This window comes from Anabaena sp. UHCC 0451 (genome assembly GCF_034931405.1).
In the GTDB taxonomy this organism is placed as follows: Bacteria; Cyanobacteriota; Cyanobacteriia; order Cyanobacteriales; family Nostocaceae; genus RDYJ01.
On record NZ_JAYGHA010000003.1, the window covers coordinates 92518 to 106851 of the forward strand.

16 protein-coding genes are annotated in these 14334 nt (G+C 37.7%); 9 read left to right on the top strand and 7 right to left on the bottom strand.

What is annotated here, in order from left to right; all coding sequences use genetic code 11:
• Window positions 1-217: 217 nt before the first annotated feature.
• The 7 genes from VB694_RS03305 (at window position 218) to VB694_RS03335 (ending at window position 4093) form a co-directional block, all read left to right on the top strand.
• Window positions 218-415, top strand: coding sequence for a hypothetical protein (locus VB694_RS03305; RefSeq protein WP_323358893.1), 198 nt, complete (start codon window positions 218-220; stop codon window positions 413-415).
• Window positions 416-463: 48 nt separating this feature from the next.
• Window positions 464-724, top strand: a complete 261-nt coding sequence (locus VB694_RS03310; RefSeq protein WP_323359001.1) for a cytotoxic translational repressor of toxin-antitoxin stability system — start codon at window positions 464-466, stop codon at window positions 722-724.
• A 146-nt stretch (window positions 725-870) separates the two neighbouring features.
• Window positions 871-2454 (top strand): glucose-6-phosphate isomerase, encoded by a 1584-nt coding sequence (locus VB694_RS03315; protein WP_323359002.1) that lies wholly within the window; start codon window positions 871-873, stop codon window positions 2452-2454.
• Window positions 2455-2696: 242 nt separating this feature from the next.
• Window positions 2697-3014 (top strand): hypothetical protein, encoded by a 318-nt coding sequence (locus tag VB694_RS03320; protein WP_323358894.1) that lies wholly within the window; start codon window positions 2697-2699, stop codon window positions 3012-3014.
• On the top strand, window positions 3011-3373 hold the full coding sequence (locus VB694_RS03325; RefSeq protein WP_323358895.1) for an aspartyl protease: 363 nt from the start codon (window positions 3011-3013) through the stop codon (window positions 3371-3373). Before VB694_RS03320 ends, VB694_RS03325 begins: the two co-directional genes overlap by 4 nt.
• A 43-nt stretch (window positions 3374-3416) precedes the next feature.
• On the top strand, window positions 3417-3734 hold the full coding sequence (locus VB694_RS03330) for a hypothetical protein (protein ID WP_323358896.1): 318 nt from the start codon (window positions 3417-3419) through the stop codon (window positions 3732-3734).
• The gene (locus tag VB694_RS03335; RefSeq protein ID WP_323358897.1) at window positions 3731-4093 is read left to right on the top strand and encodes an aspartyl protease; all 363 of its coding nucleotides are present in this window, start codon (window positions 3731-3733) and stop codon (window positions 4091-4093) included. Before VB694_RS03330 ends, VB694_RS03335 begins: the two co-directional genes overlap by 4 nt.
• A gap of 47 nt (window positions 4094-4140) precedes the next feature.
• Here VB694_RS03335 and VB694_RS03340 read toward each other — a convergent pair whose 3' ends face one another.
• Genes VB694_RS03340 through VB694_RS03350 form a run of 3 tightly spaced genes read right to left on the bottom strand, consistent with a single transcriptional unit; the run spans window position 4141 to window position 8112 of the window.
• Window positions 4141-5517, bottom strand: a complete 1377-nt coding sequence (locus VB694_RS03340; protein ID WP_323358898.1) for a DUF1802 family protein — start codon at window positions 5515-5517, stop codon at window positions 4141-4143.
• Window positions 5518-5527: 10 nt separating this feature from the next.
• Window positions 5528-7399 (bottom strand): P-loop NTPase fold protein, encoded by a 1872-nt coding sequence (locus VB694_RS03345; RefSeq protein WP_323358899.1) that lies wholly within the window; start codon window positions 7397-7399, stop codon window positions 5528-5530.
• A gap of 38 nt (window positions 7400-7437) precedes the next feature.
• Window positions 7438-8112 (bottom strand): hypothetical protein, encoded by a 675-nt coding sequence (locus VB694_RS03350; protein ID WP_323358900.1) that lies wholly within the window; start codon window positions 8110-8112, stop codon window positions 7438-7440.
• A 232-nt stretch (window positions 8113-8344) separates the two neighbouring features.
• Here VB694_RS03350 and VB694_RS03355 point away from each other — a divergent pair, with 232 nt between their 5' ends.
• Window positions 8345-8593: a hypothetical protein gene (locus tag VB694_RS03355; RefSeq protein WP_323358901.1), complete on the top strand. Its 249-nt coding sequence runs from the start codon at window positions 8345-8347 to the stop codon at window positions 8591-8593.
• 149 nt (window positions 8594-8742) lie between these two features.
• Here VB694_RS03355 and VB694_RS03360 read toward each other — a convergent pair whose 3' ends face one another.
• Both VB694_RS03360 and VB694_RS03365 read right to left on the bottom strand, forming a co-directional pair.
• Window positions 8743-9873, bottom strand: a complete 1131-nt coding sequence (locus VB694_RS03360) for an aldo/keto reductase (protein WP_323358902.1) — start codon at window positions 9871-9873, stop codon at window positions 8743-8745.
• Between the two features lie 137 nt (window positions 9874-10010).
• Complete coding sequence (locus VB694_RS03365) at window positions 10011-10508, bottom strand: bifunctional nuclease family protein (RefSeq protein ID WP_190559445.1); 498 nt, start codon at window positions 10506-10508, stop codon at window positions 10011-10013.
• Window positions 10509-10877: 369 nt separating this feature from the next.
• Between VB694_RS03365 and VB694_RS03370 the strand changes: the two genes are divergently transcribed.
• Window positions 10878-11534: a riboflavin synthase gene (locus VB694_RS03370; protein WP_323358903.1), complete on the top strand. Its 657-nt coding sequence runs from the start codon at window positions 10878-10880 to the stop codon at window positions 11532-11534.
• 155 nt (window positions 11535-11689) lie between these two features.
• Here VB694_RS03370 and VB694_RS03375 read toward each other — a convergent pair whose 3' ends face one another.
• Together VB694_RS03375 and VB694_RS03380 are read right to left on the bottom strand one after the other, a co-directional pair.
• Entirely contained in the window at window positions 11690-13303 is a 1614-nt protein-coding gene (locus VB694_RS03375; protein ID WP_323358904.1) for a peptidoglycan DD-metalloendopeptidase family protein, read from the bottom strand.
• 159 nt (window positions 13304-13462) lie between these two features.
• Window positions 13463-14275 (bottom strand): biotin--[acetyl-CoA-carboxylase] ligase, encoded by an 813-nt coding sequence (locus VB694_RS03380; protein WP_323358905.1) that lies wholly within the window; start codon window positions 14273-14275, stop codon window positions 13463-13465.
• Between the last annotated feature and the right edge of the window lie 59 nt (window positions 14276-14334).

The window sequence follows — 14334 nt, forward strand, 5'->3', positions numbered from 1 at the left end:
TTACAAATAATTCTTCGCCCTTACAAATAATTCTTCGCCCTTACAAATAATTCTTCGCCCTTACAAATAATGCTTCGCCCTTACAGGAGTCAGGAGAAAGAATTCATTTTTTCCTATCTTGCACCCCAATCCCCATTTCAGAATGCAACGAATTAGATTGTAGTGTACCTTGGGTATTGTCAAGTATTGACTTGAACTATTGCTATTTTTGTTAGTTATGAATTTACTGCGAATTAGGATGCACCACCTCATTGAACAAATAGCTGATGAAGATATGCAAAGTGTCTGGGAGCTTGTTGAAGCTTTGCACTTTGATTCTTATATGATTAAATCTATCGAACAAGTTAAGAAATCACAGCATCCGTGGGACATATTAACTCACGATGAGGCCATACGACTGTTAATGTTTCTCTAAACCACAAACGAAATTTAACAACCAAGAACTGGGTAAATAAGAGTGAATCTGGAAGTAGAAGTGCGCTATGCTAGGTCTTTTCTGGTAGACCTCAAAAGTTTAGAACCCGCTGCCTATATACGGGTGTACGATTTCGTTTTTGTGGAATTTACGTCCAAAAAATGGCATCTGCATGAACTCCCAGAACTGCGACAACTGGATCAGGAAGGTCTTTTTTATCGGTTTACTATAGATAATTATCTAATTGGTATAGAAATTACTGGCGAAATAGTCAAATTCTTGCGTGTTGTTCCTAAGCCTGATGTTTAAACAGTTATCAGTTATCAGAAGTACCCAATCCCCCAATCCCCCAATCTCCAGTCACCTGATTAAAAACTGTATAAGACAAAGCAGGGATCGCCAAAACCATACATTAAACTGGAGTTTGACCAATATTATGTGAGAATTCCCTCATGATGGATGCTAAGGCACTTTGGCAACGTTACCAAGATTGGTTATATTTCCACGAGGGACTAGGACTGTATCTAGATATTAGTCGGATGCGGTTCGATGATGCTTTTGTGGAATCGTTGCAGCCGAAGTTTGACAAAGCGTTTGCGGATATGGCAGCTTTGGAAAAGGGAGCGATCGCCAATCCTGATGAAAACCGGATGGTAGGACACTACTGGTTGCGAAATCCAGACTTAGCGCCAACTCCAGAACTGACACAAGAAATAGTCCAAACCTTAGAACAAATCGCAGCTTTTGCTGACCAGGTTCACACTGGGGCTATACATCCCCCCAAGGAAAGCCGCTTCACAGATATAATTTCTATCGGTATTGGTGGTTCGGCTTTGGGTCCAGAATTTGTCGCTGAAGCCCTCGCACCCGATTTTCCACCCCTAAAGATTCATTTTATCGACAATACCGATCCTACAGGTATTGATCGGGTTCTCTCCCAAATCGAAAATCTCGCCAGCACTTTAGTATTAGTCATTTCCAAGTCTGGGGGAACTCCCGAACCCCGTAATGGCATGATTGAGGTGAAAAAAGCCTACACAGCCAAAAATTTAGACTTTGCTAAATATGCAGTGGCTGTTACCGGACCAGATAGCAACCTAGATAAAGTTGCAAAATCTGAAAACTGGTTAGCTCGGTTTGCTATGTATGACTGGGTGGGTGGACGTACCTCGGAAATGTCTGCTGTAGGGCTAGTTCCTGCGGCATTACAGGGCATTGATATCCGTGCCATGCTGGATGGGGCAAAAGAAATGGATGACGCTACTCGCGTCGCTAATATCAAAAATAACCCAGCGGCTTTGTTAGCTTTGGCTTGGTATTTCTCTGGAAATGGCAAAGGCGAAAAAGATATGGTTGTCTTACCTTATAAAGACAGCTTGTTATTATTTAGCCGCTATTTGCAACAACTGGTAATGGAATCTTTGGGTAAGGAAAAAGATTTAGACGGTAAAACTGTATATCAAGGTATTGCCGTTTATGGTAACAAAGGTTCTACTGACCAACACGCCTATGTTCAACAATTGCGGGAAGGTGTACCCAATTTCTTTGCAACCTTAATTGAGGTTTTAGAAGACCGTCAAGGTGCATCTCCAGAAATTGATCCAGGTGTGACTTCTGGTGATTATTTGGCTGGTTTCTTGTTAGGAACTCGTCAAGCACTGTATGAAAATAACCGCGATTCCATTACAGTGACTATTCCTCAAGTTAATGCTCGCACAGTTGGCGCGTTAATTGCATTGTATGAACGGGCTGTAGGTTTCTATGCCAGCTTAGTTAATATTAATGCTTATCACCAACCCGGTGTGGAAGCTGGTAAAAAAGCCGCCGCTGTAATTCTCGATTTACAACAAAAAGTAATGACTGTATTGCAAACAGAAAAGAAAGCACTTTCTCTTTCTGAAGTTGCTAATAAAGCCGGCGTTTCTAATGAAGTCGAAGCAATTTACAAAATTCTCCGTCATCTCCATGCTAATAATCGCGGTGTGGTGTTAACCGGTGATTTGGCTAAACCAGGTAGTTTAACTGTTTCTCTCGGTTAAATACAATTAATTATCCTGTTGTTTAAATCCTCGATTTCTTTAAGAAGTCGGGGATTTAATTTTTTTTAATCTCACGCAAAATAGCAATCGTTCATACCCAGATCCCCGACTTCTAAGATCAATTTATCATTTATGGACACAATAAATAAAAGAAGTCGGGGATCTTATCGCCTCTCATGAATTCTTACAACAAAATATAATATGTTACAATTATCTTAGTTTGAATAATTGAGTTAAAAACTATGACACAATTAACATCACAACAACCAAGAAGAAGAGGCAGAATTTTTCCTGAACTGACTTTATCACCGGAAGAGTTAGCTAAACGGGAAGCGGAAAGAGATGCTTTTCATAAACGCTGTCGGGCAATTTTTGAGCGTGTCCGTCCTGAGTTAATGAAAGAACATTATAACTGGTATATTGCCGTAGAACCAGATAGCGGTGATTATTTCATTGATCAGGATATAGAAGTTGCTAGTCAACAAGCACGGGATAAACACCCTCATGCTGTACATTGTATGTTTAGGTTAAATGAAATTGGGGCAGTTGGCAGAATATGATTGAGGGTTATTTTGGTGATGGAGGTCAATTATTTTTTGAAATTGAATTAATTACTGCTGATGGACTAAATCTGCCTGTAGATGCTATGTTTGATACTGGGTTTACAGGCTTTATGGCTATTAATAAACAAGATTTAGAAGCATTAGATTGGCAATTTTTACGTGAACAAGAATTGATAACAGCGCAAGGAGAAAAAGCTTTTGATCTTTATTTAGGTAAGGTAATTTTGGATAATCAAGAGTATGAAATTCCTGTTTATGCTGGAGATCAATTAACTGAGATTTTATTGGGTTCACGGTGGTTGGAGTTTTTGCCTTTGGTGGTGAATTTTCCAGCAGGTGTTTTAACTTTAGGGTGATTTGTTGATACAATCAAAATAGTTAAAGTTGGCTTTTAAAACTATGACACAATTAACATCACAACAACCAAGAAGAAGAGGCAGAATTTTTCCTGAACTGACTTTATCACCGGAAGAGTTAGCTAAACGTAAAGCTGAAGATGAACTATTTTATCAACGTTGCTGGGCAATTTTTGAACAATTGCGTCCTGAGTTGATCAAAGAACATGATGGTTGGTATATTGCTATAGAACCAGATAGCGGTGATTATTTTGTTGATCAGGATAAGGAAACTGCTAGTAAGAAAGCTAGAGAGAAACATCCTAATGTGATACATTTTTTATTTGGTATTAATGAAACTGGAGTAACTGGCAGAATATGATACAGGGTTATTTTGGTGATGAGGGGCGGTTATTTTTTGAAGTTGAATTAATTACTGCTGATGGCTTAAATCTGCCTGTAGATGCTTTATTTGATACTGGATTTACAGGCTTTATGGCTATTAATAAACAAGATTTAGAAGGATTGAATTGGTCGTTTATATCTAAGGAAAAGCTACGTACTGCACAGGGAGAGTCAAGATTTGATCTTTATTTAGGTAAGGCAATTTTGGATCATCAAGAGTATGAAGTTCCTGTTTATGCTGGAGATGAATTGACGGAGATTTTATTGGGTTCAGCTTGGTTGGAGTTTTTACCTTTGGTGGTGAATTTTCCAGCTGGTGTTTTGACTTTGGGATGATTTTTTCTCACGCAGAGACGCAGAGAGCGCAGAGAGAAGAGTTATTTTTAATTTATTGGTAAGTCTCGTAAATAATAGAATTTATCTGTTTTCCAGTCGTTTCCTTTTTCTCTTCCTAAGTAACCTGTTAGGGGTGATGATAGTTCTATTAATAAATCATGTACTATTTCATCTGTTAAAGTTGATTTATTGATGGCGTTATAGTGACTACGAATTTCTATGACTGTTACAGAATTTTGATTTGTTGATTTAGGAATTTCTTTGACTGCTTGAATAATGTGCGATCGCAATTTTATCTCTTGTTCTATTTTATCTATATATTCGTTAATTTTATCATCAATTTGCCCCGGTTCTAAGTATTGTTTTAATTCAATTAAATTTATCGCACCTGGATATTTTGCTTTGAGTTCAACTAATTTTTGTAATGTCATAGTTTTGATGATACTGATTTTTGATATTTGGGCAGATTCTTTCAGATTTTTAGTGGGTTCACTGGGTCCAATAATCAAACGCATCGCTTGATCATAATTTTCTTTAAGATGTCTTTTAGCAATTCTAAATAATTCTTCTGTTGCATTGTCAGGAATACTTTTACCTGCTTTACATTCGCAAACAATAGGATAAGGTTGTGAACAATATAAATCTAAACCTCCAGCACCACCTTTGTAATCTTCCTCCACTTTAAATCCTAAAAAATCAAGACTTTGGCGTGTGATAATTTCAAAATCTGTACCCGCTTGGTAATTACTTTTTTTCTCATTTTTTTCTATGCTTCTATCTCCTAAAGATGTAATCGTTTTTATCCAAGCTAAATCAGATGTATTTCTAGTTGGTGCATTACTCCAACCCAAAAATACTTTGATATCATTTTCTAATTGTTGTGCTGCTGGGTTATTTTGGGCTATTTGTGATAAAGCAATTTGTAATTCTTCCAATTCAGTATTTGGAGAAGGTTCTCGTTTTTCTAGTTGTTGTTTACGTTGAATAAATACCTGATTACTTAATACGGGTTTATCTTCAGAAGCGGAAATATTAGGTAAACCGACAAATTTACCTAGTTTATCTTGAATATTTGGATTAACTGGAACTTCAATAAATTGAGGTAAATGATAAACACGCAAATAAGCCAGAAAAATATTTTCATGTTTCTGTATTATTGCCTCAAATGCTTCTGGTGTCCAGATTGTTAATTTTGATAAAACATCTAATGGAGTTGTTTTATCTAGAATTTGGCAAAGCTCACATTTAGCCCAAGCTTTAATTAAGAGTATATTTCCTGTAGTATTAACAGGATAAAGAGCGAATTTTTGACCAGGACGAATAAACATCCTGGGTAAAGCTGCTATTGTGCGTCCTTGTATTAAGGCTTCAATATCAGAGACAGATAAACACAATGCTGTTGAAAGTGAAAAAGATTGATTCATTTCTAATTAGCTATAGGTTGAATTTAATATCATCGGTATTCTCAACACTTTGAGGAATCATAATAGGTAATCCATCATCAGTTAAATGAGTTGGTTCTTGTCCCGACGGGTCACTTAAAATTTCTCGAATCAAAGGATTTGTAATTGCAATTTTTTTCTGTTTAATAAACTCAAAAATTTGCTCTTCTGTCAACTCATAACTATCTCGATTCTCCCAAACATAAAATATAGCTAAAAGAGGTTTAATGTCTTGAATTTGCAAACTCACCCATTCTCCACCTTTTTCTTTCAAAAGAATTCTCAAGTTTTCTTTAGCTGCTGAAGCAGCAGGAGCAATTTTCTTTGAACGCACTAAGCAACCACGAGTTAAATCAAATTTTTGATAATCAATTAATCTACTCAAAGCTGTTGTAACCCCAACACCACCTGATTGTTGTACAACGTCTACTCCAATTTTAGTTTTTTGTTGATTTCCAATAATTTTAAAATCAAGATAGTTATCATGTGGTACATCTTCAATCTTTTCAATTGTCACTCCTTCTATGGTTTCACCTATTAGCCTTTCAAAAGAAAATTTAAGGGCTTTAGAAATTTCTTGTTCATTATCTAGCAGTAAATTGATAGAATTTTTCAAATGTACTACTTCACTTTGAAAGTATGGTTTAACAGGATGAGGATCTATTGGTAATTTTTCTGGTGGATCATTTGGTTGTTTTCCATTAAAATTATCCGCACACCATTTTAAAACTGACCTAATAGTAGGTTTACCTTTACCAAGTTCTCTGAGTTTGTTTTCATTAAATGGGTAGAGAGGATGAGGAGGAGTGTGTTGATATTTTTGATAAAACTCTTGTAACCATGTTTTAACCAAAGCAACAATTTCATCAGAATTGAGATACTTTAAAACTATTGGTTGTCTATCAGCTTTGTCACTTACTAATCTATCAATTACAGCTTCAGCATTTGGTAAATAATTGATTTGATCACGCCATATTTCAGGATACATTGCTAATAGTAATATACCTTTGTCAAGGTTATTATATAAATCCTTGGCTAAATTAGCGATAATTTGCGCTGCTGTAAATCCATTATCTGCAATGTCCGCAATATCTAATTCATCAAAACAAATCACAGGAACTCGATAATCACTGACAATATCTAAAATTTGCCGAACATTATTTAATGCTTGAGTTTCTTTGTCACTGTTGGTAATATTTGGTAATCCCATTATTTTAGCCGTTTCTTCTGGCAATTCTCGCCCTGCAAGCCAATAATTTGCTGCATTAATATGGATTTTGGAAAGTGTCCATATAATTGATTGAATTATGTAAGTATTAGTAATTTCAGGTTTAATTTCCAGTATTTTTCTTGTTATTTGTTCAACTACTTTACCAGAATGTTTCTCTAATAAAGCTGGAAAGATTTTATCAATATATTGTTCAGTTGTATACTTCCATTGCATTCCTTCATTAATTAAAGATGCTGCTATTTCTTGCCATTGCATCACATTAGGTTTAGAAAATGATCTTAAACTAGATGTAACACTTTCTAAAAACTGATTTTGAATTTGATTCAAGTTATCATATCTACTCATGTAGATAAATAAGCTATCTTTTCTTGTTTGTAATTGATGGCGAATTCGGCTAATGATGTGACTTTTACCTAGTCCTTTTTCCGCAGTCATTGTAATCCCTACTGTCTGACGTTGACCTTGATTAATTTTGTCAATTGCATCAAATACAGCATTAGAAGCATGAGCATTAATTGAAGGAACATCAGGAAAACTTTTTCCCCATATTTGCTGAGGTCTAACTACAATATGTCCTGCAAATGGGTTATGAGTCTTAATTAATTCATCAATGCTAGATGTGTTAGTAGTCATAATAATGTAAAGTTGGTGTGTGAAGATTTCAATGAGATTTAAGCTTTCAAAAGTCGAGCGTAACAACGTAAACCATCTAATTCTGTACTGACAGAATCTTCTATTTTGTCTGGTGCGCTATCTTCTACACTCCCTCCTTGAAGTTGGAAAATATCATCTGCTTGCATTTCTAGTAGAAAATCATTAAATTCTGTCCTGTTAACTCGTTCTCCTATTGTTCTCCTAATGCGATAAATAGGTACTAAATTATTAAAGTTGTGTTCATAATTCAACTTGTCATAAACATTCAACGCGACAGACTTAAACTCCTCATAAGAACCAATAACCCCACCCTTAACCGCATCAACTAACGCAACCGGCGCACTTACCGCAACATCAATCTGACCTATCCACCGCAGCAACGCATTAGCAGCCCAAGTACCAACAATAGTCCCCTCAAACTTAAACTCACCACTACGCAAACCCGCACCCAACACTTCTAAACCTATGGGTGACATGAGAGAGTAACCAGTTCGAGAAACATTAACCGCCCCCTGCATTTGCAAATCCTCTAAAATCTCCTTATAGTCGGCCATCTTCTGACCTTTAGCCACTATCCGCTTCGTCAGTAAACCTTTTTTCACTTCTTGTTCACTTGCTCCCAAATCCCACAACGCAAGCAGCAAGCGAGTTTGAGCGTAACCCGCCTGTAATTCCTTTGTTTTTGAACTCATGATGATGTGTGTTAAATAACTAACATTATTATAATAATGATTGTAATTTTTATGTCACCATAATCAAAAAATTGTTTATTTTCTAGATATTCCTTATAAATAGCTCAAACTATCTACACAAAAAGCAATAGAGAATTTACGTAACTTATCAATTTAGCAGTTACCCGATACTGAATATAAAAGTGTTATAATAGTTGTCTAACCGATTTCTCAAAATAGAGGAAAACTAAACATGAAATTTAGAGGTATAAAACGCGGTCAAAACATTGAAATCATAGAACAAATTAATAATATTCCCGATGGAACAGAAATAATAGTAGATTTGAATTTTATTGAAAAGCAAATTTCCGCACCACAATTATCTTTAACAGAAGAGGAAAAATTAGCTAAACTAAATAAATTATTTGGTGTGTGGGAAAATCAACCTGATTTAACCGAAATATTTACAGAAATTGACCAACAACGCCATGCTTATCAATGAAAATGATTTGCAGATTTTAATTGTCTGAATCACCACATCCTGTAAATCCTAAAATCCTGGATATCCAGATTCAGACAAAATATTTAAAGATCCCCGACTTCTTTTTTATCTTCTCAATAAATTATAAATTAATCTCAGAAGTCGGGGATCTAACTCCACAACCTCCTCCCAGCTTTCCCATTTAATCTTTCATGGGTATCATTTAACAAAGTCGGAATATCTAAATTTTCAGGACATTTCGGTAAACAATCTCCGCATTCTGTACAACGATTTCCCTTCATTCCTGGAAACCAATGACCTGCATTTTCAAACATTCCATAACGATATTTACCATAATCATTCATATCATAAGCAACAGCTAAATTTCTTAATCTTAAAACTTCAGGAATATTGATATTTTCAGGACAAGGTAAACAAGCATAACATTGACTACATTTATCAGTTCCTAAAACTTGATCTTGGTGTTTTTCTAAGTTTTTAAAAACTTGTATCTCTTCTATTGTTAACTCATTAATATTATGAGAAACTGCCAAAGGTGCAATTAATTCTTCTGGAGTTGCAGCACCTACGCTTAAAGTAGTAATTCTTGAATCACTCAATAAAAATCTATAATTTAATTCTAAAGGTGTAAATGGTTGACAAAGTTCCTTTAATTTATCTGGTGGTGTATAAAGTCTTCCTCCTTTATCAGCAGGAGAAATAATAAACACACCCATATCTTTGTCTGTCGCTGCTTGAATAGCTAAAGAGTTACGTTGGAAAAAATAATAATAATGAAGATTAACAAATTCAAAAAAACCTGTATTAATTGCTGCCAAAATAATCTCTAAAGCACCATGAGTAGAAAAACCAATATGTTTAACTCTGCCATCATTTACTGCTTCTTGTACAGCTTGCATACAACCGTTTTTAGCTTCTACCCATTCCAGATGTTGTTTAGTATTTAAACCATGAATACCCAAACAATCTAAATAATCTAAATTTAAACGTTTTAAAGATTCATCAATGTATCGACGCATGGAGTCAGCATCAGCACAAGGGGGAATTTTAGAAGTGATATATAATTGATTGCGTGGTACAGACAAACCGCTTTTTATTACTGTACCTAAATACTCCTCGCTTTGACCATAACCCCTAGCGGTTTCTATGTGATTAATTCCCAAAGATAAAGCTTTTTCAATAGTTTTTTGGGCAGTTTCGACGTTAGCTAAATAACGCATTGTCCCCAAAGAAAAAACTGAAAGCTGTAAATTTGTTTTACCAAAACGGCGATATTTCATAAAGTCAGGTGACAGGTGACAGGTGACAGGTGACAGAATAAATATTACTTATTCCCCATTCTTCATTCTTCATTCTAAATTCCCCAGTCCCCAGTCCCCAGTCCCCAGTCCCCAGTCCCCAGTCCCCAGTCCCCTATTTAACTATCACCATTACCAAATCGTTTGATCAAATCTTCAGGACGAAGATTAGAAACAAATTCTCGGAAAGCTTCTTGTTCAGCTTCATCAGCATCACGGTCAACGGGAATAGAAGCATCTGCTACTACTTCTTCCATTACCCAAATCGGTGCATTTGTCCGTAAAGCAATAGCGATCGCATCACTAGGACGGGCATCAATTTCTTTTTTTACCTCGCCTTGCTGTACAATTAAAGCAGCGTAAAATGTATCCTTTTGCAAAGAATGGATAATCACCTTTTCTAAGGTCATATTCCATGCTTCCAAAATATTCACCATCAGGTCATGAGTTAAAGGTCGAGGTGGTTTTTGATGCTCCATAGCACCCATAATTGCCCTTGCTTGATCCTGACCGATATAAATTGGCAAAGCCCGACGATCTGAACTATCTTTCAAGAGTACAATCGGACTGCGGGTTATGGCATCTAATGCTATACCAGCGACTCTCATTTCAATCATTGGCTAACCCTCAAAAATCTTTTAATTGCTTGAGTGCTATGTGGCAAATAATACCCTTGCTTGGGTTGTTCTGGGACAGAAGTAAACATAGAGCTTTTCTTCTTTATAATGGCTTCTATTAAACTGCTATATAAAACCCAGGTAATCTGGACTTTATTTTTTCTGCAATGACTTATGTCAAGCTATCCTCTCCCAAAATAATCATCATCTTAACCAAGTATGCCTTGAGATTGATGTGAATGTGTGAAATTTGATCAACCAAAAAAATTTCCGAAATTATTTTTAAAAGGTTTTACATTTTTGGTCGTAATTATCAGTTGATTTCAGCCAAAATTAAGCAATAAATAGAGTTAGTTTGGCAGAAAAATCATGTTTACAGGATTAATTCAAGGATTAGGTAAAATCAAACCCTTATCGAGCGATTCATGGCAGATTACTTTTATCAGCCATTCGGATGTTATTATGCACGATTTGACTTATGGCGATAGTGTAGCAGTAGACGGCGTATGTCTAACAGTGGAAGAGATTTTAAAAGATGGCTTTATAGCCACCGCTTCACCAGAAACCCTACGTCGTACCACTTTAGCTAGAGAAGAAACCCAAGCCAGATATGTCAACCTAGAAACATCGCTGCGAGTGGGTGGTAAAGTAGGAGGTCATTTTGTCATGGGTCATGTAGACGGCATGGGAGAGTTAGTAGCAGCAGAACAGACAGCGACTTCTTGGGAAATGACCTTTGCTGCACCGGATGCGATCGCTCGCTATATCGTCCCCAAAGGTAGCATCGCCATCAATGGTATTAGCCTCACTGTAGCCACCTATCAACCCGAACACTGTCAGTTTACAGCAGCCGTCATTCCTCTCACCTACTCGGAAACAAACCTAAGTCATTTAGTCCCTGGTAGCTGGGTAAATCTAGAAGCAGATATCCTCGGTAAATACGTTGAAAAATTCATCTCTCCCGGAAAAACCCATCATCAAGAAGACATTTCACCCGCATTCTTAGTAGAACACGGGTATTTATAGGGATGGGGGAATTTAGAATTTAGAATTTAGAATGAAGAATGGGGAATAAGTAATATTTATTCTGTCACCAGTCACCAGTCACCAGTCACCAGTCACCAGTCACCAGTCACCAGTCACTAGTCCCCATCTCCCCATCTCCCCATCTCCCCATCTTCCTACCTAGCCTGTGCTGTGCGTCTGCTGTACAACAAGTTATTGAGTCCAGCTTGTAACTTCACACCAGGGTCAACAGCAACCCAGCCGTTGGCGGTTAGGTGGCGGACTTCAAAGTGCAAGTGAGGACCAGTAGAGTTACCAGTGCTACCAACGCGGCCGATCACAGTTCCTGGTTCTACCCACTGACCGGGACGAACTAGGATTTCTGACATATGCGCGTAAAGAGTTTGTTGGGCAGAACTGTGATTAACGGTGACGGTTAAACCATAACCACCCATCCAATCAGCGGTTTCCACTTGACCTCTAGCCGCTGCTAAAATTGGTGTACCTGTGGGCGCTCCTATATCTGTACCAGCGTGGAAACGGCGATCGCCACTAATAGGATGTATCCGCCAACCAAACAAAGAAGTCACAGGTGCAGCAAAAGACACGGGAAAAGCTACTCCAGAAGCACCACCACGGTAAGCAAAGGCATTACTATAAGGAACTTGTGGTAAAACCGATGCCAGGGCGAAATCATAGGAGACATTACTCGGACGTGGTTCCACATTACCCTCAGCCATTGGTGCAGGTAAAGACCCAAAACTGGGGGCTATGGGTGTAGCACTGACTGTTGTAGTTGACGAAAACTCGCTAGGTTGAGGAATAAACCGATTAGGACGATAAGCGGTTTTTGTAGAACTGCTAGTATTTGCCTGGGGAGTACGCCAACTCTGATTATTATTGACAGCAGCTGCCACCGTCTTCACAACAGTTTGGGTTTGTGGGCTAGACTTAGTGGCTACCTGCGGTGCTTTTGGCGCTTTTTCTAAACTAGCGGTTTCACTTTTTTTGATCCAACTAGGTGCTGATTTTTTGGGAGAATCAGCTACACGGGGAGTATCGGTTGCTTTTTTACCACAAGCACCAGCAGCAATTTCTTTTTTAGAGAAAACAGCTTCACAACCGCTAGAGCGTTCTGTGACAACGACAGAACTGGGTGCTTCATATTTGCCAGTTGCAGTCCCGTTGTATTCTGTGGGATCAATGTAGGTGTTATTGTAATCTTTAGTTTTCCTAGCCGTTGAACTGCCAGCACCGTTAGAGTTATTTGCTGGTTTAGCCACTTCTGCCGGTTTTTCAGGTGCTGAGGGTTTTTCAGCCTGTGATTGTTCTACTTTTGGTTTAGATATTCTCACACGTACTTCCGGTTGAGAATTTTCTACTTTCGGTTTAGAGGTTCTGATGATGACAACGGGTTGAGAATTTTCTACTTTTGGTTGAGATATTCTTGTTGGTTCTGTTGTTTGGGAAACATTTTCCTGATGGAGTTTTTTTCTCAGCCTAACTCGCCGTTCGGCAAAATCTGGTTGTGATGGTACTGCTTCTGCGGCAGGACTATCTTTTTTTGTTGGTTCTGTGACAACTACTGTCGGCTGGGAACTTTCAATAGTCGGAACAATGTTATCTACTGATGATTCCGTTTGAGCAAATACAAAACCACCACTTATAAGGCTAACACTACTCAACCAACCAAGACTCTGGGCTGGTAAGGTAGACGCAAAGCGTCTTTTTGTTAAATCTTGAGTCCGCTTATTCAAGCGTTTATGGGCAGATTTATGGCGCTGCGTCATTTTTTTTCTCAGTTGTGTGTAAATAAGTTTAAAGAGATGAGGCCAACAGAGCATTAAGCGGTCAGTGGTCAGATATTTAATCAGTAATTTTGCAACTAGATCAATATTTTAAGGGCTGATAGCTGACAGCTGATAACTGCGGTAAAAGTTAAACAAAAGTTAAACAGAAGATTGACAGTAACCCAAACTGATTGTACCGGGTTCTACAAAAATTTCTGCTGTTATTAGTTCCTTCTGATCATATTCAGCCATTTTTAAACGGAGATTTCCTTGGGGTGTCACCCCAACTACAGTGCCTAAAAGATTATTTACATAAACCTGATCACCCATGTTTGTAAGTAAATCAAGATAGCGAGACAATAGTATGCTTATTCCTTCGGTGTGAAGACACTCTAGACCGGATTCTATTCCTAGTAAAACGTGAGCAGTGAGCATTTCTACTCCAGAAATCGGTTGCAAATTCTGGGTAGTTTGCCACGATTTTAGGTTAATGCCAGTTTCTGGAACTGGGTTAGACCAGTTAATACCAACACCAATCACTGCTTGAGTAATTTGTCCTTTATGGACTTTGGTTTCCGTTAAAATGCCACCTAGTTTGCGACCACTTAATACTAAATCATTAGGCCATTTTATTCCCACACTTATGCCACACTTTTGTAATTGTGACGCAATTCCCCAAGCACTAGCAAAGGTTAGTTGATAGCTATTGGTAACTTCTAGTTTAGGCTCAGTGGCAACCGAAAGGTATAGACCACCAGTAGGAGATAACCATTGTCGTCCCCATTGTCCTCTTCCTGCGGTCTGTTCTGTAGCAATAACGACACATCCTGGTTTTGATCCTTGCTTGAGCAATTCCCATACTGTTTGATTTGTTGACGGGAGACTGTCAAAAATCTGAAGAGAAAATGGTACATAAGGATGTTTACGCCCTAAGTGCAAGGAATTTTCTAAAATTTGCTGATCAAATCCCACAGTTATTTCCCTAATTCCCGTTGTTCAAGTTAGCATTGATTGGCGGTTTTGAATTTTTG